General features: G+C 71.0%; 20 protein-coding genes. 13 read left to right on the plus strand and 7 right to left on the minus strand.

The features are described from left to right. Positions 1–184: 184 nt before the first annotated feature. Both D7V80_RS24050 and D7V80_RS24055 read left to right on the plus strand, forming a co-directional pair. Positions 185–1,273, plus strand: coding sequence for a hypothetical protein (locus tag D7V80_RS24050; RefSeq protein ID WP_147447201.1), 1,089 nt, complete (start codon positions 185–187; stop codon positions 1,271–1,273). After that, positions 1,270–1,875 (plus strand): outer membrane beta-barrel protein, encoded by a 606-nt coding sequence (locus D7V80_RS24055; RefSeq protein WP_120590384.1) that lies wholly within the window; start codon positions 1,270–1,272, stop codon positions 1,873–1,875. The genes D7V80_RS24050 and D7V80_RS24055 overlap by 4 nt, the downstream gene beginning before the upstream one ends. A 12-nt stretch (positions 1,876–1,887) precedes the next feature. Here the strand turns inward: D7V80_RS24055 and D7V80_RS24060 are convergent, their stop codons facing one another. Then, positions 1,888–2,298 (minus strand): response regulator, encoded by a 411-nt coding sequence (locus tag D7V80_RS24060; RefSeq protein ID WP_120590405.1) that lies wholly within the window; start codon positions 2,296–2,298, stop codon positions 1,888–1,890. Between the two features lie 297 nt (positions 2,299–2,595). On the opposite strand from D7V80_RS24060, the gene D7V80_RS24065 reads away from it, so the two are divergent. Both D7V80_RS24065 and D7V80_RS24070 read left to right on the plus strand, forming a co-directional pair. Then, positions 2,596–3,999 carry a DEAD/DEAH box helicase gene (locus D7V80_RS24065; RefSeq protein WP_120590406.1) on the plus strand — a complete coding sequence of 468 codons (1,404 nt, stop codon included), beginning with the start codon at positions 2,596–2,598 and terminating at the stop codon, positions 3,997–3,999. Positions 4,000–4,059: 60 nt separating this feature from the next. Beyond that, on the plus strand, positions 4,060–5,274 hold the full coding sequence (locus D7V80_RS24070; RefSeq protein ID WP_120590385.1) for a DUF790 family protein: 1,215 nt from the start codon (positions 4,060–4,062) through the stop codon (positions 5,272–5,274). A gap of 14 nt (positions 5,275–5,288) precedes the next feature. Here the strand turns inward: D7V80_RS24070 and D7V80_RS24075 are convergent, their stop codons facing one another. Beyond that, on the minus strand, positions 5,289–5,654 hold the full coding sequence (locus tag D7V80_RS24075) for a helix-turn-helix transcriptional regulator (protein ID WP_120528580.1): 366 nt from the start codon (positions 5,652–5,654) through the stop codon (positions 5,289–5,291). Positions 5,655–5,783: 129 nt separating this feature from the next. On the opposite strand from D7V80_RS24075, the gene D7V80_RS24080 reads away from it, so the two are divergent. The 4 genes from D7V80_RS24080 (at position 5,784) to D7V80_RS24095 (ending at position 9,739) form a co-directional block, all read left to right on the plus strand. Further along, a complete protein-coding gene (locus D7V80_RS24080; protein ID WP_120590386.1) occupies positions 5,784–6,146 on the plus strand; it encodes a response regulator in 363 nt (120 codons plus the stop codon). Positions 6,147–6,244: 98 nt separating this feature from the next. After that, on the plus strand, positions 6,245–7,084 hold the full coding sequence (locus D7V80_RS24085) for a metallophosphoesterase (protein ID WP_120590387.1): 840 nt from the start codon (positions 6,245–6,247) through the stop codon (positions 7,082–7,084). A 34-nt stretch (positions 7,085–7,118) separates the two neighbouring features. Next, positions 7,119–8,423: a DUF418 domain-containing protein gene (locus tag D7V80_RS24090; protein WP_120590388.1), complete on the plus strand. Its 1,305-nt coding sequence runs from the start codon at positions 7,119–7,121 to the stop codon at positions 8,421–8,423. Positions 8,424–8,461: 38 nt separating this feature from the next. Further along, positions 8,462–9,739 (plus strand): DUF418 domain-containing protein, encoded by a 1,278-nt coding sequence (locus tag D7V80_RS24095; protein ID WP_120590389.1) that lies wholly within the window; start codon positions 8,462–8,464, stop codon positions 9,737–9,739. A 100-nt stretch (positions 9,740–9,839) separates the two neighbouring features. Here the strand turns inward: D7V80_RS24095 and D7V80_RS24100 are convergent, their stop codons facing one another. After that, positions 9,840–12,095 (minus strand): M4 family metallopeptidase, encoded by a 2,256-nt coding sequence (locus D7V80_RS24100; protein ID WP_120590390.1) that lies wholly within the window; start codon positions 12,093–12,095, stop codon positions 9,840–9,842. A gap of 364 nt (positions 12,096–12,459) precedes the next feature. Here D7V80_RS24100 and D7V80_RS24105 point away from each other — a divergent pair, with 364 nt between their 5' ends. Next, the gene (locus D7V80_RS24105) at positions 12,460–13,434 is read left to right on the plus strand and encodes an NADPH:quinone oxidoreductase family protein (RefSeq protein WP_120590391.1); all 975 of its coding nucleotides are present in this window, start codon (positions 12,460–12,462) and stop codon (positions 13,432–13,434) included. A 2-nt stretch (positions 13,435–13,436) separates the two neighbouring features. Here D7V80_RS24105 and D7V80_RS24110 read toward each other — a convergent pair whose 3' ends face one another. Next, a complete protein-coding gene (locus D7V80_RS24110) occupies positions 13,437–13,853 on the minus strand; it encodes a hypothetical protein (RefSeq protein ID WP_120561664.1) in 417 nt (138 codons plus the stop codon). Positions 13,854–14,240: 387 nt separating this feature from the next. Between D7V80_RS24110 and D7V80_RS24115 the strand changes: the two genes are divergently transcribed. Then, positions 14,241–17,246 carry an amino acid adenylation domain-containing protein gene (locus D7V80_RS24115; RefSeq protein WP_120590392.1) on the plus strand — a complete coding sequence of 1,002 codons (3,006 nt, stop codon included), beginning with the start codon at positions 14,241–14,243 and terminating at the stop codon, positions 17,244–17,246. Positions 17,247–17,259: 13 nt separating this feature from the next. Here the strand turns inward: D7V80_RS24115 and D7V80_RS24120 are convergent, their stop codons facing one another. Further along, positions 17,260–18,531 carry an endonuclease/exonuclease/phosphatase family protein gene (locus D7V80_RS24120; protein ID WP_120590393.1) on the minus strand — a complete coding sequence of 424 codons (1,272 nt, stop codon included), beginning with the start codon at positions 18,529–18,531 and terminating at the stop codon, positions 17,260–17,262. A 289-nt stretch (positions 18,532–18,820) separates the two neighbouring features. On the opposite strand from D7V80_RS24120, the gene D7V80_RS24125 reads away from it, so the two are divergent. Then, the gene (locus D7V80_RS24125) at positions 18,821–19,933 is read left to right on the plus strand and encodes an XdhC family protein (RefSeq protein WP_120590394.1); all 1,113 of its coding nucleotides are present in this window, start codon (positions 18,821–18,823) and stop codon (positions 19,931–19,933) included. Positions 19,934–19,979: 46 nt separating this feature from the next. Then, complete coding sequence (locus tag D7V80_RS24130; protein WP_120590395.1) at positions 19,980–20,567, plus strand: NTP transferase domain-containing protein; 588 nt, start codon at positions 19,980–19,982, stop codon at positions 20,565–20,567. On the opposite strand, the gene rpiA is transcribed toward D7V80_RS24130, so the two are convergent. Then, on the minus strand, positions 20,542–21,249 hold the full coding sequence (rpiA, locus tag D7V80_RS24135) for a ribose-5-phosphate isomerase RpiA (protein WP_120590396.1): 708 nt from the start codon (positions 21,247–21,249) through the stop codon (positions 20,542–20,544). The genes D7V80_RS24130 and rpiA overlap by 26 nt on opposite strands. Before the next feature lie 25 nt (positions 21,250–21,274). Further along, a complete protein-coding gene (locus D7V80_RS24140) occupies positions 21,275–22,462 on the minus strand; it encodes an AI-2E family transporter (protein WP_120590397.1) in 1,188 nt (395 codons plus the stop codon). A 312-nt stretch (positions 22,463–22,774) separates the two neighbouring features. Between D7V80_RS24140 and D7V80_RS24150 the strand changes: the two genes are divergently transcribed. Continuing rightward, positions 22,775–23,128: a VOC family protein gene (locus D7V80_RS24150; RefSeq protein ID WP_233585672.1), complete on the plus strand. Its 354-nt coding sequence runs from the start codon at positions 22,775–22,777 to the stop codon at positions 23,126–23,128. Positions 23,129–23,192: the final 64 nt, after the last annotated feature.

Below are 23,192 nucleotides of genomic sequence, written 5' to 3' on the forward strand. Positions count from 1 at the left end.
GTGCCTAAGCATTCGCCGTGCCGCCGCTTCTCCGCGATATATTCCCGTGTGATATCGGCATCTTGCGCAACGCCACCCCGCTGGTCGCCCCGGTCTGTGGGCTCGGAGCCGGAAAAAACTCCTGACCCTTCGGGGCCCCGGCCTAACGTGTGACAGCCTTGTTGACGGGATGAAGGAGGAACCCGTGCGCCTTCCGGTCGCCGCAGCACTGCTCAGCCTGGTCGCCTGCTCCGAATCGACCGAAGGCACCATCCCGAAGCTCGAGGGCCTCATCAATCCACGGCAGCGGCTCGTCACCCCCGCGCGCGCCTGCAACGCCGGTGGCGGCACGACGGGTTGGCGCCTGGAGCTCATCGGCAGCCGCTTCACCCCCGTGCCCCGCGACGCGCTCACCGATACGCCGTCCGTGGAGCTGCCCATGGTCTCGCTGAGCGGCCCGGCCAACTACACGCTCCCCGCGGACCACCTCTTCTTCGCGCGCACCGAGCTCATGCGGATGGACCTGCCCACCCGCGACAGCACGCCGTCAAACACGCTCCCTCCCGGTGCCTATACCGTCTCCGTGACGAACCCCCTGGGCGGCACCTCCGAGCTCGAGGACGCCCTGCGCGTCGTGCCGCCGCCGGAAATCACGAGCCTCACCGTGCCCGGGGGCTTCCGCTACAACGCCGCCAGCCCCCTCGTCATCGAAGGCAGAGGCTTCCGCTCGGACGCGCTGCCGCTCATCGTCCTTCAGCGCCAGGGCGAAGAGGATCAGCCCCTCTTCACCCTCACCGTCGTCTCCGACACGCGCATCGAAACCGAAGTGCCTCCCGCGACGCCGGAGGGCACCTACGCGCTCACAATCACCAACCCCGAGGGCTGCTCCGTCACGCGCCCCCTGGCGATCACCGTCACCTATCCGCGGCTGGGCAACCTCTCCGTGTCGCCCGCGAGCGGCCCCGCGAATACCGACACGGTCATCACCCTCACCAACACCGCGTCCGGCGCAGCGCAGCCCTTCACGGAAGGCACCCACGACGTGTACCTCGTCGCGCCCGTGAAGACGGATCCCAGCCAGACGGTGAACATCCCGCTGTACGAAGTGGACTTCGTCCCCCCGTCGCAGCTCCGCGCCACCGTGCCCAACTGCTCGGGCTTCGACTCGCGACCCGTCACGGATCCCTCGTGTCCCGGCGGCATCGTGCCCGGCACCTACGGGTTCATCGTCGCGGACCCCAGCGGTGCCTTCGGAACCATCCCCGCGTCCTCCGGCTTCACCGTCTCCCCATGAACGCCCTCGCCCTGCTCGCGGCCGCGGCGCTGGCCGCCGCCCCCTCCTCCAAGAAGGACAACGGAGGCCCCCTCTTCATCGCGCCCAAGGTGGGCTTCATCAAGCCCGTCACGTCGCTCGGCGGCGACCTCTTCCTGGGCGGCGAGGTGGGCTACCTCACGCCCCTGCTCCAGCGGCGCCTCGCGCTGGTGCTGGAGGTGAACTACTACCGGCCCTCCACGTCGGGGACGCTGCGCGGGCCCCAGCTGGACAACCTGGGCCAGCCCATCGAGTCGCCGTACACGCTCGCCGAGCGCGAGGTGGCCATCCAGCTGTCCGCCGTGTTCCGCTTCCCCCGAGCGTTCGGGCCGCTCACGCCCTATGTGGGCGCGGGCCCCGGTCTGTACCTGCACCGCGCCACGGTGGAGTCGTTCGACAGCACCGCGTCGGAGAGCGGCGGCGGGCTGGGCTTCCAGGCGCTCGCGGGCGTGGAGCTGCCGCTGGGTCCAGGCGGTGCATTCCTGGAGGCGAAGTACCACTTCGCTCCGGTGGACTTCCTCACCACCGGCGACGTGAACGCGGGCGCGGTGCTCGCGGCCCTGGGCTACCGGCTGCGCCTCTAGTCGCGCGGTGGCTCAGGCCCGTCCCACCGGCGGGCGCAACATCCGCAGCAGGTGCTGGGCCAGCAGGTCGCGCGTGGCCTGGAGCACCGAGCCCATCAGGTGGTGCAGCGCCTCCGCGGTGTCGCCGTGGGCTTCGCGCACGCGCTCGGAGCGGCCGTCGAAGATGCGCAGCCGGCCGGGCACCAGCGAGATGACCGGCAGCGACGGGTGCCGCTTGCGCAAAAGCCCCAGGAACAACGGGTGGTCCTCGTCCGGACGGCGCAGATCCACCACCACCAGCGCGGGCTTGTGCTCCTTGATGGAGGCGAAGGCGTCATCGGGCTCGCCCGTGGCGGACACCACCACGTCCGGCTCCGCGTCCAGGAAGCGGCTGAGCAGCGCGCGGGACGCCGCATGCGGGCTGACGATGAGGACCCGCATCAGCGGGCCGACGCCTGGAAGGATGCGGAACTCCAACCTGCGGGCGGTACAGGGCGAACAGCGGCGGGGCGGGTCCAGGGCATAAGTGGAGCAGGTAACGCCCGGCCCCCCCTCAAAGCAATCCGCCCCGCGTCCAGAAGGCACGCCGTGCCGCCAGGCAGCCAATCGTCCGCGCCCGTGGCTTCTTCCGCCCGTGCGGGCCAGAGTGGCGGCGCGCCTTCCAACCCGCTACTTCCCATCCCGCGCGAGTCTCCCTCCACGTCGGTTCCCCCAGAGTCCCGAGCGTCCGCCATCGAGCCCCTGCCCTCCCCCCTCACCGAGTTGCACTACGACAGCGGCACGCTGGTGGCCCCGACGCTGCCCGACGACGAGCGTCTGCACGCGCTCTTCCAGAAGGACGGGCGCACGGGCGTCTTCCGCGCGCCCGCGCTGCACTACCGCGACGTCGTCCTGCGCCTGCGCGAATGCGGGCTGCACTACGAGGACCGCGCGAAGCGCTTCGAGCCGGCGGAGCTGCCCCTCGCGGTGCCCATCGAGCCGTTTCCACATCAGCGCGCCGCGCTGGACGCCTGGACGCGCGCGGGAGGCCGGGGGCTGGTGGAGCTGCCCACCGGCGCGGGCAAGACGCTGCTGGCGGTGCTGGCCATCGCGTGGGTGAAGCGGCCCACGTTGGTGGTAGTGCCCACGTTGGACTTGATGGCGCAGTGGCAGGGTGTGCTGGCGAAGCACTTCGCCATCCCGGTGGGCATGGTGGGCGGCGGCGTCAACGACCGGCAGACGCTCACGGTGACGACGTACGACTCCGCGGCGATGCAGATGGAGTTCACGGGCAACCGCTTCGGCCTGCTCATCTGCGACGAGTGCCACCACCTGCCCGCGCCCAGCTACCGCTTCATCGCGGAGGGGACGCTCGCGCCCTACCGGCTGGGGCTCACCGCGACGCTGGAGCGCGCGGACGGCGGCGAGCGCGTGTGCGAGGAGCTCCTGGGCCCGCTGGTGCACCGCACCGGCATCGACGAGCTCCAGGGCCAGTACCTGGCGCCCTATGAAGTCCGCCGCATCGAGGTGCCGCTCACGCCCGACGAGAAGACCCGCTACGACGAGGCGCGAGGCCGGTACCTCACGTTCGTGCGGAAGCTGGGCGTGCCGCTCGCGTCGCCGGAGGGCTGGGCGCGCTTCCTGGCGCAGAGCCAGCGCAGCGACGAAGGGCGCGCGGCGTACCGGGGCTACCGGGAGCAGCGCCGCATCGCGCTCACCTCCAGCGGCAAGCTGGACGCGCTCTGGAAGATTCTCCTGGAGCACCGCGAGGACCGCGTCATCGTCTTCACGGACGACAACGAGACGGTCTACACGCTGGCGCGCAAGCTGCTCCTGCCCGCGCTCACGCACCACACGCCGCTGCCGGAGCGCAAGGCGCTGCTCGCCGCGTTCGCCAGCGCGGAGCTGCCGGTGCTGCTCACCTCGCGGGTGCTCAACGAAGGCGTGGACGTGCCGGACGCGCGCGTGGGCGTGGTGCTCAGCGGCAGCGGCAGCGTGCGCGAACACGTCCAGCGCCTGGGCCGCATCCTGCGAAAGCGCCCCGGCAAGCGCGCCCTCCTGTACGAGGTGTGCTCCGCGCAGACCGCGGAGAGCGGCATCAGTGAAAGACGCAGGCAGCACCGCGCCTACCAGGAGCCGGAGGGCCCTCCCGATGCCAGCGCATGACGGCCACCCCGAGCGCTCCTCCCGCGCCCACCCGCGTCGCGCGTCGCCGGAGGCCTCCGCATGCTGACGCGTGAGCTGCTCGCCTCGCGCGTGCGCGAAGGCATCCTGCGGCCGTCGTTCGTGAAGACGCACGACCCGTCCCTCCAGGCGCTCGCGAAGGAGCTGCTCGCGGACGCGGAGACCCTCCGGGGCCAGAGCCGTGACGACGTGGAGGAGTCCTTCAGCCTCAAGGCCGGCGCGTTCAGCCGCCCCAAGGTCGCGCGCGGGCTGGTGAAGCTGCTGCTCGACCGGCTCCTCTTCGACGAGGCGGGCGAAGGCGCCACGGAGGCGCGCTGGCGCACGCTGCTCGTGGGCGCGAAGGTGCTGCGGACCCTTCCGCCGGACACCACGATGGAGGCCTACGAAGCGCGCCTCACCGAGGCCCTGGACGCGCCGCTGACGGACACGCGCGAGGCGCTCTACTCGGACCTGCCCGGCAACCGGAAGCTGCTCGGGTGGGACGGCGAAGCGCTCACGCCGCAGGGGCTCCTGGACCGCTACAACCTGGCGCTCGCGCAGGGGCCGCTGCTCAACGCCCGGCGCCTCACCCTGCGCGCGCGGTCGCCGGAGCTTTTGCGCGTGCGCAAGCTGCTGCGCTGGTTGAAGTTCTGCCGGCTGGTGGCGGAGGTGCGGCGCGACGGCGAGGACTGGTCCCTGGAGGTGGAGGGCCCCGGCGCCATGCTGGCCCTGCAGAAGAAGTACGGCCTGCAGCTCGCGAGCTTCCTCTCCGTGGTCCCCATCCTGGAGCGCTGGGAGCTGTCCGCGGTGCTGGAGGACGCGCGCAAGCGCTCCACGCTCCAGCTTTCCAACGAGGATCCGCTGGTGTCCCCGCTGCCCGCGGCGCTGGGTCACGTGCCGCCGGAGGTGGCCGCGCTGGCGGAGGGCTTCGAGGACGCGGCCTGGGAGCTGGACCTGACGCCCCTGCCCCGCCACACCGGCGCCGCGGGCCTGTGCGTGCCCGACCTCACCTTCCGCCACCGGAAGACGGGCCAGGAGGTCGCGCTGGAGCTGTTCCACCCGTGGCACGCCGCGCCGCTGTCACGCCGGCTGGCGGAGCTGCGCGCGCGTCCCGACACGGGGCTGCTCCTGGGCGTGGACCGCGCGCTGGCGAAGGAGGCGGCGGAGCGGCAGGTGCTGGAGGATCACCCGCAGGTGGTGCTCTTCAACGGCTTTCCCTCCGTCCGGAAACTGAGGGAGCGGCTCGCGCGATGGGACGGCGCGGCGAAGGCCGGATGAGCACCGGAGCGCCTTCAGCTCCGGGGTTTGAACTGCGAGGCCAGCACGCTGAGGATGCGGATGGAGCCCCGGTCCAGCTGCTTCGCGCGGCGCAAGAGACGGCGCAGCTCCGCGGACTCGCCGTAGTCGGACGGAGGCTCCGCGGCCCACTTCACGTCCTGCGACGGCTTGAGCCCCAGCGCCTCGTCCGCGGAGATGGACAGCACCACGCACAACCGGCGGAAGGTCTGGATGCTGGGCAGCATGTGGCCGCGCTCCAGGCGCCCGTAGACCTCACTGGCGATGCCGATGCGCTCCGCCACGTCCGCCTGGGTCAGGTTCAGACGGGTGCGGGCGACGCGGGCCGCGCCTCCGAGCCGGGATGCGAGGGTCTTTTCCATGGGGTCGTTAACCTACCGGGTTCGCCCATGTCGATATGACTTGAGAGGTTGGCTTCCAAGAACTTCCGGGGTAGGCTTTTCGCGACACAACCTCTTGCGTCAAGCCTGTCCGCACCACCCACTGCCTTCATGCGAGAGCCCTCCACCCCCCTTCCCAGCTTCCTCTTCGTGGATGCGGATCCGCGTGCGCTGGCGGCGCTGCGTCGGCTCTCCAGGCACCTGCCCGGAGACAAGCGCTTCGCCCTGGGCGTGCGCGAAGCGGAGCGGTTGATGGGGGAAGCGGCGCCGTCGGTGGTGGTGTGCGGTTACGGCCTGCCGGATGGTGACGGGCTGTGCCTGCTCACGTGCGTGCGCGCCCGGCATCCGCGCGCCGCTTGCGCGCTGCACACCACGCAGCCCCCGTCGCGCGGGCTGCGGGAGAAGGGCATCACCTGGATGGACCGCGCCGCGCCGCCGCAGCAGGTGCTGGCGCTCCTGGCGTCGTTGAGCTGATGGCGAGCTGACGGCGAGCTGACGGCGAGCTGACGGCCGGGCGTTCCCATGGCGTGCGCGGCGGGGAGCGTTAAGGTAGGGCCTTCCCCACGCACGCCATGAAGCTCTACGCCATCAGCGACCTGCACCTGCGGCACAAGGAGAACCACGAGGCGCTGGCCGCACTCGCGCCACGTCCGGACGACTGGCTCATCGTCGGCGGCGACGTGGGCGAAACGCTCGCGGACATGGAGCTGATGCTGCGCACGCTCACCGCGCGCTTCCGCCAGGTCGTCTGGGTGCCGGGCAACCACGAGCTGTGGACCATGCCCTCCGAACAGCCTCCGCTGAAGGGCGAGGCGCGTTACCTGCGCATGGTGGACCTGTGCCACCGCTACGGCGCGCTCACGCCGGAGGACCCGTATCCGCGCTGGCCCGGCGAGGGCCCGCCCCGCGTCATCGTCCCCATGTTCCTGGGCTACGACTACACCTTCCGCCCGGACACCGTGCCCGCGGACAAGGCGCTGGAGTGGGCCTGGGAGGACGACCTGATGTGCACGGACGAAGTGCTCCTGCATCCGGAGCCCTACCCCACCCGTCAGGCCTGGTGCCACGCGCGCGTGGAGCGCACCCGCGCGCGGCTGGAGCGGCTGCCGCCGGAGTGCTCCACCATCCTCATCAACCACTACCCGCTGCGCTACGAGCACGTGCGGCTGCCGCGCATCCCGCGCTTCTCCATCTGGTGCGGCACGCGCCTCACCGAGGACTGGCACACGCGCTACCGCGCGGAGGTGGTGGTGACGGGGCACCTGCACATGCCCGCCACGCTGTGGCGCGACGGCGTGCGCTTCGAGGAGGTCTCCCTGGGCTACCCCATGCAATGGCGCCACCGGGGCGGCCTGGAGCGCTGCCTGCGCGAAGTCCTTCCCGGTCCGCAGAAACCCTCCCCGGCGCCGTAAGGCACGGCCCGGTGCGGGCGTGTAGCTTCGCGCCATGCCCGAGCCCTCCTCCGCCGGCCCCGTCGAACTCTCCGAGCGCGTGCACCTGCTGGACGCCCTGCGCGGCTTCGCGCTGCTGGGCGTCTTCGTCTCCAACAGCCTGAGCTGGTTCAGCGGCCGGTCACTGCTGCCGCGTGAACAAGCGAAGGCGCTGACGGCGTCCACCCTGGAGACGGTGGTCAACTCGCTCTACGCCTTCTTCGTGGACCAGAAGTTCGTCACCCTCTTCTCCCTCCTCTTCGGCCTGGGCTTCGCGCTGCAGCTGACGCGCGCGGAAGGCCGGGGCACGTCCATCGTGCCGGTGTACCGGCGCCGGCTGCTCGTGCTGCTGGGCCTGGGCCTGGTCCACATGTTCGCCATCTGGGTGGGGGACATCCTCAGCACGTACGCGCTGGTGGGCTTCGTGCTGCTCCTGTTCCGCCAGCGCTCCGACAGGACGGTGCTCACCTGGGTGGCCGTGCTCTTCGTCGTGCTGCCGCTCACGCTGTCCATCGCGCAGCGCTACGGCCCGGAGCTCCTGCACGGCAAGGAGGCCGCGGAGGCAGCCACCAAGGCCACGCGCGACGAGGAGGCCGCGCACCGCACGGCGTTCCTCACCGGCCTGTCCAGCCACTCGGTGGTGGCGTCGCAGCAGGCCAACGCTGTCTACGCCTGGCAGAACCTGGCCAACCCGGGCCGCCCCATCTGGCTGTGCATCATCCTGGGCCGCTTCCTGCTGGGCCTGTGGGCCGGACGCCACCGGGTGCTGGAGGACGTGGAGCGCCACCGCAAGCTGCTCGTCCGGGTGATGGCGTGGGGGCTGGCCGTGGGCAGCGCTCTCGCCACCCTGTCGCTGGTGCTCAACCTGATGTACCGGGACGTCCCCGGCGGCGGGCCCCTGGGGCAGCTCAGCCCGCCGGGGTGGATGGTGGGCATGCGCACCCTGCGGGAGGTGGGCTACCTCTTCATGGGCTGCGGGTACGCGGCGGCCTTCGCGCTGCTCTTCCAGAAGGAGCGCTGGAGGAAGGTGCTGGGCGTGCTCACGCCCGCGGGCCGCATGGCCCTGACGCTCTACCTCATGCAGTCGGTGATCAGCATCGGGCTGTATGACGGCTGGGGGCTGGGGCTCGTGGGTCACACGCCGCCGTCGCGCACGGTGCTGATGTGCCTGGGCGTCTTCGCGGCGCAGGTGGCCTTCAGCCACTGGTGGCTTGCGCGCTTCCGCTTCGGCCCGGTGGAGTGGCTGTGGCGCTCGCTCACCTACGGCCGCGTCCAGACCATGCGCCTGGCCCCTGCCGGCGAGGCGCGCGCGGCGCACTGATTTGACGCTGCCAAGGACGCCAGCGTGTAGTGCCCGGCATGTCCGAGTCCCCCTCCGCCGGTCCCATTGAAAGCGCGCAGCGCGTCCACGCCCTGGACGCCCTGCGCGGCTTCGCGCTCCTGGGCGTCTTCATCTCCAACAGCCTGAACTGGTTCAACGGTCGGCTGCTCCTGCCCAGGGAGCAGGCCCTGGCGCTGGGCGCGTCGCCGCTGGAGCTCACGGTCAATTCGCTCTTCGCGCTGCTCATCGAGCAGAAGTTCGTCACCCTCTTCACCCTCCTCTTCGGCCTGGGCTTCGCGCTGCAGCTGACGCGCGCCGAAGAGCGGGGCACCTCCATCGTGCCGGTGTACCGGCGCCGCCTGCTCATGCTGCTGGGCATCGGGCTGGTCCACATGGTCGCCATCTGGTTCGGCGACATCCTCACCACCTACGCGCTGGTGGGCTTCCTGCTGCTGCCGTTCCGCAAGTGCTCCGAAAAGACGGTGCTCGTCTGGGCGGCGCTGTTCCTGTTCGTGGTGCCCATCGGCTTCTCCATCGGGCAGCGGGTGCTCCCGGTGATGCTGGACGGCGCGGCGGCGACGGAGCGCGCCCAGAAGGCCACGCGGGAGGAGGAGGCGGAGCGCCGCGCGGCGTTCCTCACCGGCCTGTCCAGCGACTCGGTGGTGATGACCCAGCAGGCCAACGCGGCCTACGGCTGGGCCAGCCTCCCCAACCCCAACCGCCCGTTGCTGCTGTCCATCATCCTGGGCCGCTTCCTCTTGGGCCTGTGGGCCGGGCGCCGGGGACTCGTGCAGGACGTGGAGCGCCACCGTCCGCTCTTGCGGAAGCTGGCCGCCTGGGGCCTGGGGGTGGGCGGCGTCATGGGGCTCATCGTCCTGGCGATCAACCTCTCGCACCGGGGCGCGACGAGCATGCCAGGGTGGATGCTGTGGATGCGCATCCCGAAGGACGTGGGCATCCTCTTCCTGGGCGTGGGCTACGCGGCGGCCTTCGCGCTGCTCTTCCAGAAGGAGCGCTGGCGCAAGGTGCTGGGCGTGTTCACGCCCGCGGGCCGCATGGCCCTGACGCTCTACCTCATGCAGTCCGTGCTGAGCCTCTGCGTGTTCAACGGCTGGGGCCTGGGACTCGTGGGCCGCACGCCGCCGTCGCTCACGCTGCTGCTGTGCCTGGCCCTGTTCGCGGGACAGGTGGCCTTCAGCCACTGGTGGCTCGGGCGCTTCCGCTTCGGCCCGGTGGAGTGGCTGTGGCGCTCGCTCACCTACGGCCGCGCCCAGCCCATGCGCCGGGTCCCCACCGCGGCGCCCGCGGCGAGCTGAAGCGGGACAAAAAAAGAACCCCGGGTCCCGCGAGGAGGCGGGAGCCCGGGGTTTCAGGAGCGGAGCGCGGCACCTTCGCCGCGCCCCACACCTTCAGGCACTACTTGACCTTGTAGGAGGCCGCGAACACGGTGTTGATGTAGCCGTCGACCTCGGTGTCGACCAGGCTCGGCACACCGACAACCGTGATGTAGTACTTGCCCGCCGGGATGTTGCGCAGGATGACGCTCTCCGTCGCGCTCTCCTTCACGCCACGGCCCAGGTAGGACGTGAACGTCGGAGCGGCAGCGGCCTGCACGTAGACGTCGGCGTTGCCCTCGCCCTCGCCCAGCGCGATGGACAGCGTGTTGATGCCGGAGTCCTTCTTGAACTCAGGCATGTCGATGATGAAGGTGCGGGTGGAGCCCGGCACGCCGGAGAGGCCCTCGATGCGGGTCTCGTTGCCGATGTCCTCGAAGCCACCCTTCCAGGTCACGGACAGGCTGGTGTTCGTGTAGGACGTGAAGCCCTTGATCATCACGTACCAGATGCCCTTCGCGCCGGAGGTGGCGAAGGTGCAGGTCTCCGCGTTGCCGGACTTGTACGGACGGCAGTCGTACAGGGAGTCCGTCGGGGCGTTGTTCTTGCGGACGTAGAGGTCCGCGTCACCCGTGCCACCGGACATGGTGAAGGTCACGTCCGTGGCGCCCTCGGGGATGGTCACCGAGTAGTACACCTTGCTGCCGGAGGTGCCGGAGATGCCCGTCACGGGCACGCCCTTCTCGATCGGCGTGGTCACCGGAGGAGGCACGGGCACGCCCACGCCCACGGCCTTCCAGGCGTTGCCGACATCGGCGATCTCCGCCGCGGTGAAGCCCAGCTGCGTCGCGGCCTGCTCCGACGCGGTCTTCGCCGCCTCGAAGTTGGAGGACGCGGTCAGGAGGTCCGCGTTGATCTTGTAGAAGACCTTGGCGGCCTTCTCGAAGCCGATGCCGTTGACGACCTGGGTCGTCTTGGCGCGCGGGTGCGTGCCACCCTGGGACATCAGGTAGAACGCCAGGTTGGAGATACCCGAGCTGTAGTGCACGTCCACGCCCGAGCCGTAGTCCGGGTAGTAGTCGAGCGAGTCCCCGTCCTGCGTGGGGTTCTTCATGTAGCGCAGGCCGTCACCCGGGATGCTCGGGGTCCAGACGTCGTCGCCGACGATCCAGGTGCCCTCGTCGATGACCTTGCCCTTGCCGTACCACTCGCAGACCGCGCCGAAGATGTCGGAGATGGACTCGTTGAGGCCACCGGACTCACCGGAGTAGGTGAGGTTGGACTCGTACTCCGTCACCGCGTGCGTCAGCTCGTGCGCCGTCACGTCCAGCGAGTTCGCCAGGTTGGAGGCGTTCACGCCGTCGCCATCGCCGTACACCATCTGGGAGCCGTCCCAGTAGGCGTTGACGTAGTTGTTGCTGTAGTGCACGTAGCTCTTCAGCAGGTGGCCGGCGTTGTCGTACGAGTCACGGCCGAACAGGTTGCTGTAGCAGTCGTAGACGGTGCCGAGGTGGTCGTAGTTGTTGTTGATGACCGGGTCGGCGACGGCGGCCTCACCCTCGAAGCGGCCCTTGACGGCCGTGGAGGGCGTGGTGCGGTGCTGCAGATCCCACACTTCGCGCTTCTTCGCGGAGTGGATGTGCGGAACGCGCTCGAAGACGTCGCCCGTCTTGGCGTTCACGTACACGGAGTCATCCACCGGGGTGGTGTCCTTCAGCTCGCCCTGGACGCGAACTTCGTACGCCAGGATGAGCTCGTTGCCCGAGCGGCGGTAGACCAGCTGGGGCTCCGCGTTGGAGGACGCGCGCTCCGGGGAGCCGCGGTCACCGATGGCCGCCGCGATCGCCGCGTCGGACGCGATGGAGGCCTTCAGCTCGCCCTTCAGGTCGCCACGGGCGTTCGTGTTCACCGCGAACACGGAGCCGTTGCGCGCGTGCAGGCGCAGCTCGGCGTCCTGAACCAGGATGCCGTTCTGGGTCACGCCGTAACGGAAGTGGGTGTCACCGTCGAAGCCGACGTAGGCGCGCTTCAGGAACAGGTCGTTCGCGTTCAGGCGGAACAGCGGCGCCACGTTCGCGAGCACCGGCGCCAGCTGCTGCTGGGCCGCGATGCCCTGGATGGCGGAGGGAGCAGGAACGGAACCGAAGGAACCGGTGAGGAAGGTGGGGACCGCGTCGGAGTCCGCCGCGATGACCTTCTGGCCCGCCGACAGGTTGGCGGAAGCCTTCTGGATGTTGGCGTCCTCCGTGTTCGCAGCGGGAGCGCCGTCAGTGCAAGCGCCAACCATCAGGGACAGGGCTGCGGCACCCAGGGCGCCGCGTACTCGCTTCTCGTACATGCAATCCTCCTAAGGGGAAAGATTAGAAAGCACTGTGACACAAGAGAGGCGCGTATTTCAAGTACAGGCGAGATTTCTACTTTTGCATCGTTTCTCAGGCTTCGAGATATCTCGCAACTGCTTGAAATGACGGAGGAACTCACGCAGCCCGCGGGGAACGGGGTTGGTGCTTCAATCCGGAAAGGCGGTTACTTCATGGTTGAAGCACCTGTCGGCGGATGCGTGCAATGAGTGAACGGCGGGGAGAAATTGCCGTCTCATTTATTCCCGACCCGGGTGGGTCCCGTGTCACCGGTGACAGCCCGGGGGCTCTGGAGGGCGGGGCAGGCGGGCTAGCGTCCCGGGCCCAGGAGGCGACACACACATGCGCGCATTGCAGCTTCAGCGGCTGGAGGGGCCGGAGGGCCTGGTGATGGTGGAGGTCCCGGAGCCGGAGGCCGGGGACGGGGTCCTCATTGGTGTGGTGGCGGCCGGGGTGAGCTTCCCGGATCTGCTGCTCACCCGCGGCCAGTACCAGATGAAGCCGGAGGTGCCCTTCGTGCCGGGGGTGGAGGTGGCGGGCGTGGTGCGCGCCGCGCCGGCGGGGGCGCGGGTGAAGCCCGGCGACCGGGTGATGGGCTTCTCCTTCACCCTGGGCGGCTTCGCGGAGGCCTGCGTGGTGGCGCCGGAGCTGGCCTTCCCCATCCCGGAGGCGTGGAGCTTCGAGCAGGCGGCGGGCGTGGTGATGAACTACCACACGGCGCACTTCGCGCTGCACCGGCGCGGGCAGCTGCGCCCGGGAGAGACGGTGGTGGTGCACGGCGCGGCGGGCGGCGTGGGCACCGCGGCCGTGCAGGTGGCGAAGGGCGCCGGGGCGCGCGTGCTGGCGGTGGTGAGCGACGAGCGCAAGAGAGAGGTGGCGAAGCGCGCGGGCGCGGACGTCGTCCTCCTATTGAAGGAGTTCCAGGCCGGCGTGCGCGAGGCCACGGACGACCGGGGCGCGGACGTGGTGCTGGACCCCGTGGGCGGCGACGTCTTCGAGAAGAGCCTCAAGGTGCTGGCGCCGGAGGGGCGGCTGCTGGTGGTGGGCTTCGCCAGCGGCCAGATTCCCTCCGTCGCGGTGAACCGGCTGCTCCTGCGCAACGTCACCGTGGTGGGAGTGGCGTGGGGCGCCTTCCTGATGCAGGCGCCGGAGCTGCCGGGCGACATCGCCAGGGACCTGGAGGCGCTCGCGGCGAAGGGCTTCGTCAATCCGGTGGTGGGCCGCGTCTTCCCCTTCGAGGACGGCGCGCAGGCGCTGCGCGAGCTGGAGTCGCGCCAGGCCGTGGGGAAGATCGTCCTGAAGGTGAAGGCCGGCTGACGTCACTCCTCGGGCAGAGGCAGGGGCGTGGGAGTCCCCGCCTCGCGCTCCAGGACGTCCGCGGCGCGGGCGTCCCGGGGCAGCCCGAAGCGGGCGCGTGAGCACATGAGGAGCTGGCCCGCGAAGACGCTGTCCGCCAGCGCGTCCGCGTACAGGCCGTGGGCTTCGCACAGGCGGGCCCGCTCATCCACCAGCCGGGCGAGGATGCGCGCCTGCTCCGGGTGGGCGAAGAGCCCGACGACGGAGCGCGCGTCGAAGCGGGCGAGCGTGTCGTACTCCATGCCCAGCGTCGTGATGCACACCTCGCGGATCCGCTCCAGGCACGCGTCCCAGGAGGCCCGTGAGCGGGCGATGTCCGGCACCGAGCGGCCAAGCTCGCGGACGGCGTTGAGCAGGAAGGCGTGTCGTAGCGAAGGCATCCGGTCCTCCACTACAGCCCAGCCTCCTTGAATCATCCAGCGCGCCAGGGGGTACGGCCCCACCCCGACGAATCAGGTTGCACCCACCGGCCGGGGACTCGCGCGCGGCGGCGGCACACCCCCACGGGAAAAAGACAGACATCGTCACCCTGACGTGGCGGCACGCACCCGCGGCATTCCAAAGATATATCCATACAGGAATGACATACACAGTGTGCGGGGTCCTCCGACGGAGACGGGGGCACGGATGACCCGAGCGAGTGTGTCGCCATCAAGACTCGGCGTGTATCACCGCGTGGTTCCTACGTATTGCGCGAGCGCTGCCAGTCTTTAGACTTTTCAAACGCGCCCCCCCGTGCGCGAGTCACCACATCCAAGGAATGCACCATGGCCCTTCCGTCCACGCTGCGTCTGCCTCCGACCGCGGAGATCGTCTTCGGCTCCACGGTGCTGAAGCAGCCGGAGCTGTTGCGCCGGGCATCCCGGGTGGCGCGGCGGCTGAGGGCCGAGTGGAACGTGCGGCCGGGAGACCGCGTGGGGTTGATGGTGGTGCCCGGGCCGGAGGTCATCCCGGCCATCCTGGGCATCTGGATGGCGGGCGCGGCCTACGTGCCGTTGGATCCCTTCCTCCCCGACGAGCGGCTCCTGCGCATCCTGCGCGACGCGGGCCTGCGCGGCGTCGTCACGCAGCGCATGCACCGCGTCTCCGTGGGGCTCCTGGAGACGTGGCTGGGGACTCCCCTGCCCTTCCTGGAGGCGGATGCGACGGCGGTGGATGGCGCGGAGGACATCGACGTCTCGGACGTCATCGACGCGCCGCCGGACCGGCCCGCCTACCTCATCTACACCTCCGGCAGCACGGGTGAGCCCAAGGGCGTGGTGTGCACGTTCCGGGGGCTCGTGAACCTGGTGCACGGCGTGGGGCCGCTGCTGGGCCTGGGGCCGGACACGCGGCACCTCCAGTTCGCCAGCATCAACTTCGACGCGTCCGTGTGGGAGGTGTTCCCCACGCTGTTCGCGGGTGGCACCGTGGTGCAGGGCACGCGCGAGGACCTGCTGCCCGGCCGGCGCATGGCGGAGTACCTGCGCCAGCAGCGCGTGACCCACCTGTGCCTGCCGCCGTCCGTGCTGGGGCAGCTGGGGCCGCACGTGGACACGCTGCCGGATGTGGCGTGCGTGGTGATGGCGGGCGAGCGCTGCCCGGCGCCGCTCGCGGAGCGGTGGCATGCGTCCGGCCGCCGCGTCTTCAACGCCTACGGCCCCACGGAGGGGACGGTCTGCGCGACCGCGTACCGGGTGAAGGGCGGCGAGTCGCCCGTGCCCATCGGACAGGCGCTGCCGGGCGTGCAGCTGCGCGTGGTGGGAGCGGATGGCCAGGACGTCGGGGTGGGCGCGACGGGCGAGGTGTGGATTGGCGGCGAGGGCGTGGCGGAGGGCTACCGCAACCAGCCCGAGCGCACGCGGGAGCGCTTCCCCACGGACGCCCGGGGCGCCCGGTGGTACCGCACCGGGGACGAGGCCGTGCGCCGCGAGGACGGGGCGCTCGTCTTCCTGGGCCGGATGGACCAGCAGGTGAAGCTGCGCGGCTTCCGCATCGAGCTGGAGGCCATCGAGCAGGCGCTGTACGCGTACCCGGGCGTCGCGCAGGCGGCGGTGACGGTCTTCGAGCACACGGACGCGCAGGGCCAGACGACGGGCCTGCTGGTGGCGTACCACAGCGTGCAGGAGGGCCACACGGTGTCGCTGGACGCGCTGCGCGCGCACCTGGGCGTCGTGCTGCCGGACTACATGGTGCCGCACCGCTTCGTGGCGCTGCCGCGACTGCCGCTCATGCCCCACCTGGGAAAGGTGGACCGGGCAGCGCTGCCGCCTCCGGCGGACTGGGTGGGCGCCACTGCGTCCGACTCCCGCGCCGCGACTTCCGCGCCCTCCACTCCCATCGACCGGCTGTGCCGCGCCTTCGAGCGGGGCCTGCGCGCGGCCCCGGGCACCGTCACGGCGAACACGCACTTCTTCCAGGCGGGCGGTGACTCGCTGGGCGTGGCGCACGTGCTGGCCCAGGTGGAGGAGGACTTCGGCGTGTCGCTGCCGTCGCGCCGCGTGTACTCGCACCCCACGCCCCAGTTGCTCCTGCCCTTCTGCGAGGCCGGCGCGGCCCTGGCCGAAGCGGGCCCTCAAGGCGTGCGCGCCACGCTGCTGACCGACGCGCGGTCCGCGGCCCTGCCCCGGCTCACGGCTCCCGTGCTCGTCACGCAGCCGCCGCGCACGCTCCTGCTCACGGGAGCGACGGGGTTCCTGGGCATCCACCTGCTGGCCGCGCTGGCGCCCCGCGTGGAGCGCATCCACTGCCTGGTGCGGGCGCGCGACGACGCGGAAGCCGGCGCGCGGCTTCGCGCCACCGCTCGCAAGTACGGCGTGCACCTGCCCTGGCGAGACGGGCGCATCCAGGCGGTGGCGGGCGACATCACCCGGACGCGGCTGGGGCTGGAGGCGTCCGTGCATGACGCCCTGGCGCTCCAGTGCGACGCGGTGGTGCACTCGGCCGCGAGCATCAGCTACATCCTGCCGTATGCGGACGCGGGGCGGCCCAACGTCGCCGGCACGCAGCAGGTGCTGGCCTTCTGCGCGCACGGCCGCGTGAAGCCCCTGCACCACGTGTCCTCGCTCAGCGTTCACGGCGCGGTGGGCACGCTGCTGGGCCTGGAAGAAGTGGACGAGGACTTCGCGCTGGAGCGCTCGCTGGACCTGATGTCCTACGAGAACGGCTACACGCGGGCCAAGTGGGTCGCGGAGCGGCTCGCCGTGGACGCGCGCGACAGCGGCCTGCCCGTCAGCATCTACCGGCCGGGCTTCATCCAGGGCCACAGCCGCACGGGCATTGGCAACGCGGACGACATGCTGTGCCGGCTGCTGGTGGGCAACGCGCAGCTGGGCATGTCGCCGGACCTGCCGGACAAGTACTGGCTGCCGGTGCCGGTGGACTACGTGGCCAGCGCCACCGCGCACCTGGTGCTCACCCAGGCCCCGGGCGGCACGTACAACCTGGCGCCGGAGCGCGAGCAGGAGCCCAGCCACAACGCCCTCTTCGACATGCTGGGCGCGCACGGGCACCCGGTGCGCCGCGTGGCGCCGGCGGTGTGGCTGCGCGAGCTGGGACGGGTGGGGCCGGACAACGCCCTCTTCCCGCTGGTCGCGTTCCTGCGGGAGAAGGTCTACCACGGCACCCGCACGGTGCTGGAGCTGCACCACCGCACGCCGCGCGTGCGCACGGACCACACCCGCGCCGCGCTGGCGGGCACGGACATCCAGTGCCCGGACATCGACGCGGCCCTGCTGCGCCGCTACGTGAAGGACCTCTTCGCGCGCCACCGCTCCGCGGCCCTCGCCGCGTAGCGGGGGCCGGCCGTCAGTGGTGCGACGGGAACTTCACCTGTCCGTCGCCGAAGCGGTAGTGGGCCACCACCGGCTGGTGGTCCGAGGACTCGGTGGAGCGATCCACCTCGAAGAGGACCGGAATCAGCGAGCGCGTCGCGTAGAAGTTGTCGAAGCGCTTGCCCGTGGCGTGCACCACGCCGTGGCTGTCCGGGTGCGAGGTGAGCGTGGCGCAGTCCGCGATGTCCTGCAGGCGCCACCACGCGGGGCTGTGCTTGGGAATCTGGCCGGAGCTCAGCTCCTGACGGGCATGGTGGGGCGTCGTCAGCGAGTGGTCCGCCAGCCGCACGCGCACCGTCGTGGCGTGGCACACCGTCTCCGGCAGCTCCTGCTCCAGCGTGTGCAGCTCGTGGCGCAGGCGCGGGTCCGCGATGTTGCCCACGCCGCGGTCGCCCACCGTGACGTTGTGCATGTCGTCGCCGTAGCGCTGACGGAACTCCTCGATGGTGTCCGTGTCGTTGTCCTGCTTCGGATGCAGCAGGTGCGCCACCAGCCAGGAGCCACCCCGCTTGATGGCGGTGTTGGCGTTGAAGTCGCCCAGCACGACGGCGGGGACGCCTTCGCGGCGGCGCAGGAGCGCGTTGAGCTGGCGCAGGTTGAGGGCGTTGATGGCCGAGTCCCCCAGCGCGTGGTGCAGGTTGTAGAGGTAGAGCGGGCGGCCCTCCACCTGGAGCTTCAGCCACAGCACGCCCCGGTCCTCCACCAGCTCTCCCGCGTAGCCCTGGCGCGCGATGGCGTCATTGCGCTCGGCGTCGGTGAGGACGTAGGTGAAGTGGGCGGCGTCCACGATGGGGTGGCGGCTGAGCCACGCCTTGCCGTTCACCAGCCGGGTGCCGTCGCCGCCGTCGCTGCCCTGGTACGCCAGGTGGAAGCCGAAGCGGGACGCGAGCAGCACCGACATGGGCACGCCCGCCTCCTGCAGGCCGATGACGTCCGGCATGCGGTCCTGGGCCTCCAGCTGGGTGAAGTACTCCAGCAGCGCCTCCTGGCGCTCGCCGCCCATGAGGATGTTGTAGCTCATCACCGTGAGGCCCGGTCCCCGGGGCGCGCGTGGCGAGGGGTGGTGCACGATGAAGGTGCGGCCGTCTCCCAGCCGGCGCTCGCTCGAGGGCAGCGGCACGGCCTGGAAGTCCGGCAGGGTCAGGGTGGGGTCACGCTTCGGCAAAACGTCCTCCTGCCCGCTCGGCTTGCGCCCGAGCAGGTGTCCGACGGCGGGCAGGTGTTCCAGCACTTCGGGCATCTTCATGCCGCCCTCCCCTTGCTGGGGCGCCAGGCCCGCGAGGTGCCATGAGCAAAGGGGAAGCGATGTCGGGCGTCATGCCGTCGCGCTGTGGATTCCACCGAGCCTCCATCTAGAAGTCCTCCGCTCAAGTTCGTGGCGGCAGGCTTCGTCTGCCAGCGTCATCCAGGGGGCGGGCGCCCGGCTGGAAGGTTGCCCTGCGTGCGCCGGGCATGAATTGGACGTCGGACGGTGCACATCCGTCCGCGGTGGAATCGGCCCGGGCATGGGGCGCGGATGGTTAGATGGGTGGGCGATGAAGGAACTCGATGACCTGCTGCGGGCATGCGGACGTGCCTCCGGTCCGGTGGTGTTGGCGACGGTGGTGGCGGTGTCCGGTTCGTCGTACCGGCGCCCGGGCGCCCGCATGCTGATGGGCGAGGATGGCTGGCTCGCGGGCGGGGTGAGCGGCGGGTGTCTGGAGGGGGACCTCGTGCGCAAGGCCTTCTTCTGGACGTCGGAGGGGCCGCGCGTGCTGCGCTACGACACCACCGGCGACGCCGCGGAGGACGAGGGCGGCCTGTCATTCGCGCTCGGGTGCAACGGCGTGGTGGACATCCTGCTGGAGCGCTGGGAGCCCGGTCCGGGTGATGCGCTCGGCTTCGCGGCCCAGGCGCGCAAGCAGTCGCTGCGCGCGGTGGTGGCCACCGTGTACCGGGGCCCCGAGGGCGCGGTGGGTTCGCGGCTGATGCTGCGCGAGGACGGCGTGTCGCAGGGAAACCTCACGGGCGCGCTGCTCGAGCCGGTGCGCACGGCGGCGACGGAGGCGTTGGTGCGCGGCGTGCCCTGGAGCGGCGCGTGCGGGGACGCGGAGGTGCTGGTGGAGGTGGTGGACCCGGCGCCGCAGGTGGTGGTGTTCGGCAGCGGCTTCGACGTCGCGCCCGTGGTGTCGCGCGCGCAGGGGCTGGGGTGGCACCTCACGGTGGTGGCGGACCGGCCCGTGGAGATGCTGCGCCGCAGGTTCCCGGGGGCCCAGGCGCACGTCGCGTCGCGGGCGAGCGAGGTGCTGGAGAAGGTGCCGCTGTCCGCGCGCAGCGTGGTGCTGGTGATGACGCACAGCCTGCCGCAGGACCGGGAGCTGCTGGAGCGGCTGGTGCTGCTGCCGGTGCGCTACCTGGGAGTGCTCGGGCCTCGCGCGAGGACGGAGCGCATCCTGCGGGAGCTGGCGTGCCCGCCCACCGCCGCGCAGTTGGAGAAGCTGCACGCCCCCATGGGGTTGGACCTGGGCGCGGAGGGCGCGGACGAGATTGCCCTGTCCATCATCGCGGAGGTGCAGGCGGTGCTGGCCGGACGCGACGGAGGACGGCTGCGCGAGCGGCAGGCGCCCATCCACGCGGATGCCACCGCGCCGGAGCGCAAGTCGGCGTGAGGGACCTCATCAGCAAGACGCACGCGACGCATGCGCGGAGGCGCGCATGACCGTGGCCATCGTGCTGCTCGCCGCGGGTGGTTCGTCGCGGCTGGGACAGCCCAAGCAGCTCCTGCGCCACGAAGGCCTGTCTCTGGTGCGGAGCGCGGCGGAGCGGGCCCTGGCCGCGAGCCCGGTGGTGACCGTGGTGCTCGGTGCGCGGCGTGACGACGTCGCCGCGGAGCTGGACGGGCTCGCCGTGCGGTGCGTGGACAATCCGGACTGGGTGCTGGGTCAGGGCTCCTCTCTGCACGCGGGCCTCAAGGCGCTTCCCCCGGACGTGGACGGCGCAATCCTGATGCTGTGCGACCAGCTCCGCGTGGACGCGGCCCACCTGCGCTCGCTCATCGACACCTTCGAACGCACGCGCGCGCCCATCGTCGCGTCCGCCTACGCAGGCACCCGAGGCGTCCCCGCCCTCTTCTCCCGCGCCCTCTTCCCCGAGTTGGAGGCCCTTCCTCCCACGGGCGGCGCACGCGGGCTCATCGCCCGGGACCCTTCGCGCGTCGTGGAGGTGCCGCTGCCCGGCGGCGAGGAGGACGTGGACACCGCGGAGGACGCCCTGCGCCTCACACGCCCCGGACGCGGTGGGTGATTCCTTCCGACCCGGCCACCAGCAGGTCGGTGGTCAGGTTCAGGAACAGGCCGTGCGCCATCACCCCTGCGCGGGACTCCAGCTTCGCGGCCAGTACCGCCGGTTCGCCGATGGGACCGAAGTCACAGTCCAGCACCACGTTGCCCTGATCCGTGTGGTACGGCGCCCCGTCGAGCGCGAGCCGCACCACCACACGCGCTCCCAGCGACTCCAGGAACAGAGCCTGCGAGCGCCAGCCAAACGGCAGCACCTCCACTGGCACCGGCCACTTCGTGCCCAGCCGGGGCGACAGCTTGGCCGCGTCCACCACGATGATCTCGCGGCGGCTGGCCTGCGCCACCACCTTCTCGCGCAGGAGCGCTCCACCTCCGCCCTTGATGAGCGACAGGTCCGGCGCCACCTCGTCCGCGCCGTCGATGGTGAGGTCCACCACTGGATGCACATCCAGCGTGGTGAGCGGCACACCCAGCGACGCGGCAAGAGCTTCCGTCGCGTGCGACGTGGGGATGCCCACCACGTCCTTCAGCGTCCCGGCGGCGAGCAGCGCGCCCAGCCGCCGCACCGCGTACGCGGCCGTACTGCCCGTCCCCAGCCCCACCACCATGCCCGGCTGGATGAAGTCCACCGCGCGCTCCGCCGCCGCGCGCTTGAGGGAAGCCGAAACACTCTCGTCGGAAGTCATCGCGGGCTCAGGGAAGGGAACGGATTCAGTGCGGCGTCCCAGGATGCCCGGAGTCGGCCGGGGGTGCACGCCGCGCTTCACTTCGCGGCGGCGCGAGTGGACCCGCCAACAGTGCCTCGTCCGCGTTCCCCAGTCCGGAAGGCAGGGCCGCCGCCTGGCGCTGCTCGCGCTTCCACGCCTTGCGACGCTCGCGCTGCACCTCCGTGAGCAACACCTGCCCCGCCGCCGCCGCCGGCACCGCGAGGATGACGCCCAAGAGCCCCGCGACGGAGCCTCCCACCAGCGCCACCAGTGAGATGAGCAGCGGATTCATCTTGATGGCGCGCCGCTGCACCAGGGGGCTGAGCAGGTGGGCCTCGAACTGCTGGTAGATCATGAACAGCGCCAGCGCGAGGAGCGCCCGCTTGGAGCCCACCGACGCCAGCGTGGTGACGCTCACCAGCAGCGCGGTGACGACGCTTCCGATGTACGGGATGAGCCCCAACACCATCGCCACCAGCCCGAGGGGCAGGAAGAACGGCACACCCAGCGCCAGGGACATGCCCGCCGTGAAGGCGCCGCCCACGCTGACGATGAGCAGCGTGCCGACGAGGTAGTTGCCCACCGCCTCGCGCATCCGGCCCAGCACGCGGCGCACGCGGGGACGGCTGCGCGGGCGCACCCAGCCCAGGATGCTCGCGTAGAGGTCGTGCCCGAAGAGCAGGCCGAACACGGCCAGCGCCAACACCGTGATGCCCGCGCCCAGCAACTCCACCGTGGACGACAGCACGGTGATGAGCGGCCTGGCCAGGATGCCGGGCTCCACATTGAACGCGTCCTGTGGACGCGACAGCACGCCGAAGTGCTCGTCCAGCTTGCGCACCCAGGGGGTCTGCGTCAGCTCCGTGAGGAAGCCCGGCGCCGCTTCCACCAGATGTTGGAGCTGATCCACGAGCAGCGGCACCAGCGTGAGGATGAGCATGCCAATGACGCCCAGGAGCGTCAGCGCGATGAGCGCCACGCCCAGCCCCCGGCGCAGGCCCCACGACTGCAGCCGGCGGACGACGGGCTCCGCCGCCAGCCCCAGCAGCAGCGCCGCCGCCAGCAGCGTGAGCACGGGCCCCAGGCTCCGCATCGCCGTCCCCAGCAACACGAGCAGCACCACCTGGGCACCGACCGACCACACCGTCCGGGGCGGCACGTAGACGGGGAGCCCCTTGCGTGAAGGCCTCATGCCCCCAAGGTAGGGAGCACCCTCCAGGCAGGCGAGGGTCCTCCACGGGCCGTATCCGGTCCACCCACCGTGCGGTCAGTTCCCGGATGGAAGGCAGGCAGCCGGGCAGGCGCCCCTCAGAAGTCTCGGCCTTCGCCAGGGTCGGCGGTGTCCTCTGGCGAGGACTCCACTGTCCCCAGGAGAGGCTTCTTCCGAATCGCCCGGGAGACGCGCCTGGTCACGAACAGCGCGGGGAGGACGAAGGCCCTCACGTGCGTGGCGCCCGTCCATTGCTCCGGGCAGACTGCCGCGCCCATGGACAAACCCCAGACAATGCGGTCGTTCGTGAAGCTGCTGGTGACGGATGCGCAGGCATCCGTGAGCTTCTATGAAGGCCTCGGCTTCGAACGCATCGCGTCGGACCCTCCCATCCTCCGCCTTCAGTGGGGCGGCGAGTCGGACGTGTACCTCGTGAGCCCTCCCTCAAGCCTGAAGCTGGAGGGACGAAAGGGCATGGGCGTGCTCGTGGGCTTCCGCGCGGGCTCGGACGGCGTGGACGCCGTGGCCGCGAAGGCGGCGGCGCTGGGCGCGCACGTGGAAGGCCCCACGGTGCAGCCCTGGTACACCCGCGAAGTCGTCGTCACGGACCCCGACGGCTACCGGCTCAATTTCATCGAGCCCGCCTGACGCCTGGGCCTCCCCTTTCGCTCCACGCCCCATCCCCTTGAGGGGCGTGGAACGAACGATGGAA

It is taken from the genome of Corallococcus sp. CA054B (assembly GCF_003611625.1).
GTDB classification, from domain to species: Bacteria; Myxococcota; Myxococcia; order Myxococcales; family Myxococcaceae; genus Corallococcus; species Corallococcus coralloides.

Coding starts and splice junctions, on each gene's coding strand:
- D7V80_RS24125 (WP_120590394.1), top strand. CDS start 18,821: ATGAAGGAACTCGATGACCTGCTGCGGGCATGCGGACGTGCCTCCGGT.
- D7V80_RS24130 (WP_120590395.1), top strand. CDS start 19,980: ATGACCGTGGCCATCGTGCTGCTCGCCGCGGGTGGTTCGTCGCGGCTG.
- D7V80_RS24095 (WP_120590389.1), top strand. CDS start 8,462: ATGTCCGAGTCCCCCTCCGCCGGTCCCATTGAAAGCGCGCAGCGCGTC.
- rpiA (WP_120590396.1), bottom strand. CDS start 21,249: ATGACTTCCGACGAGAGTGTTTCGGCTTCCCTCAAGCGCGCGGCGGCG.
- D7V80_RS24070 (WP_120590385.1), top strand. CDS start 4,060: ATGCTGACGCGTGAGCTGCTCGCCTCGCGCGTGCGCGAAGGCATCCTG.
- D7V80_RS24105 (WP_120590391.1), top strand. CDS start 12,460: ATGCGCGCATTGCAGCTTCAGCGGCTGGAGGGGCCGGAGGGCCTGGTG.
- D7V80_RS24150 (WP_233585672.1), top strand. CDS start 22,775: ATGCGGTCGTTCGTGAAGCTGCTGGTGACGGATGCGCAGGCATCCGTG.
- D7V80_RS24100 (WP_120590390.1), bottom strand. CDS start 12,095: ATGTACGAGAAGCGAGTACGCGGCGCCCTGGGTGCCGCAGCCCTGTCC.
- D7V80_RS24115 (WP_120590392.1), top strand. CDS start 14,241: ATGGCCCTTCCGTCCACGCTGCGTCTGCCTCCGACCGCGGAGATCGTC.
- D7V80_RS24110 (WP_120561664.1), bottom strand. CDS start 13,853: ATGCCTTCGCTACGACACGCCTTCCTGCTCAACGCCGTCCGCGAGCTT.
- D7V80_RS24085 (WP_120590387.1), top strand. CDS start 6,245: ATGAAGCTCTACGCCATCAGCGACCTGCACCTGCGGCACAAGGAGAAC.
- D7V80_RS24090 (WP_120590388.1), top strand. CDS start 7,119: ATGCCCGAGCCCTCCTCCGCCGGCCCCGTCGAACTCTCCGAGCGCGTG.
- D7V80_RS24140 (WP_120590397.1), bottom strand. CDS start 22,462: ATGAGGCCTTCACGCAAGGGGCTCCCCGTCTACGTGCCGCCCCGGACG.
- D7V80_RS24055 (WP_120590384.1), top strand. CDS start 1,270: ATGAACGCCCTCGCCCTGCTCGCGGCCGCGGCGCTGGCCGCCGCCCCC.
- D7V80_RS24120 (WP_120590393.1), bottom strand. CDS start 18,531: ATGAAGATGCCCGAAGTGCTGGAACACCTGCCCGCCGTCGGACACCTG.
- D7V80_RS24080 (WP_120590386.1), top strand. CDS start 5,784: ATGCGAGAGCCCTCCACCCCCCTTCCCAGCTTCCTCTTCGTGGATGCG.
- D7V80_RS24075 (WP_120528580.1), bottom strand. CDS start 5,654: ATGGAAAAGACCCTCGCATCCCGGCTCGGAGGCGCGGCCCGCGTCGCC.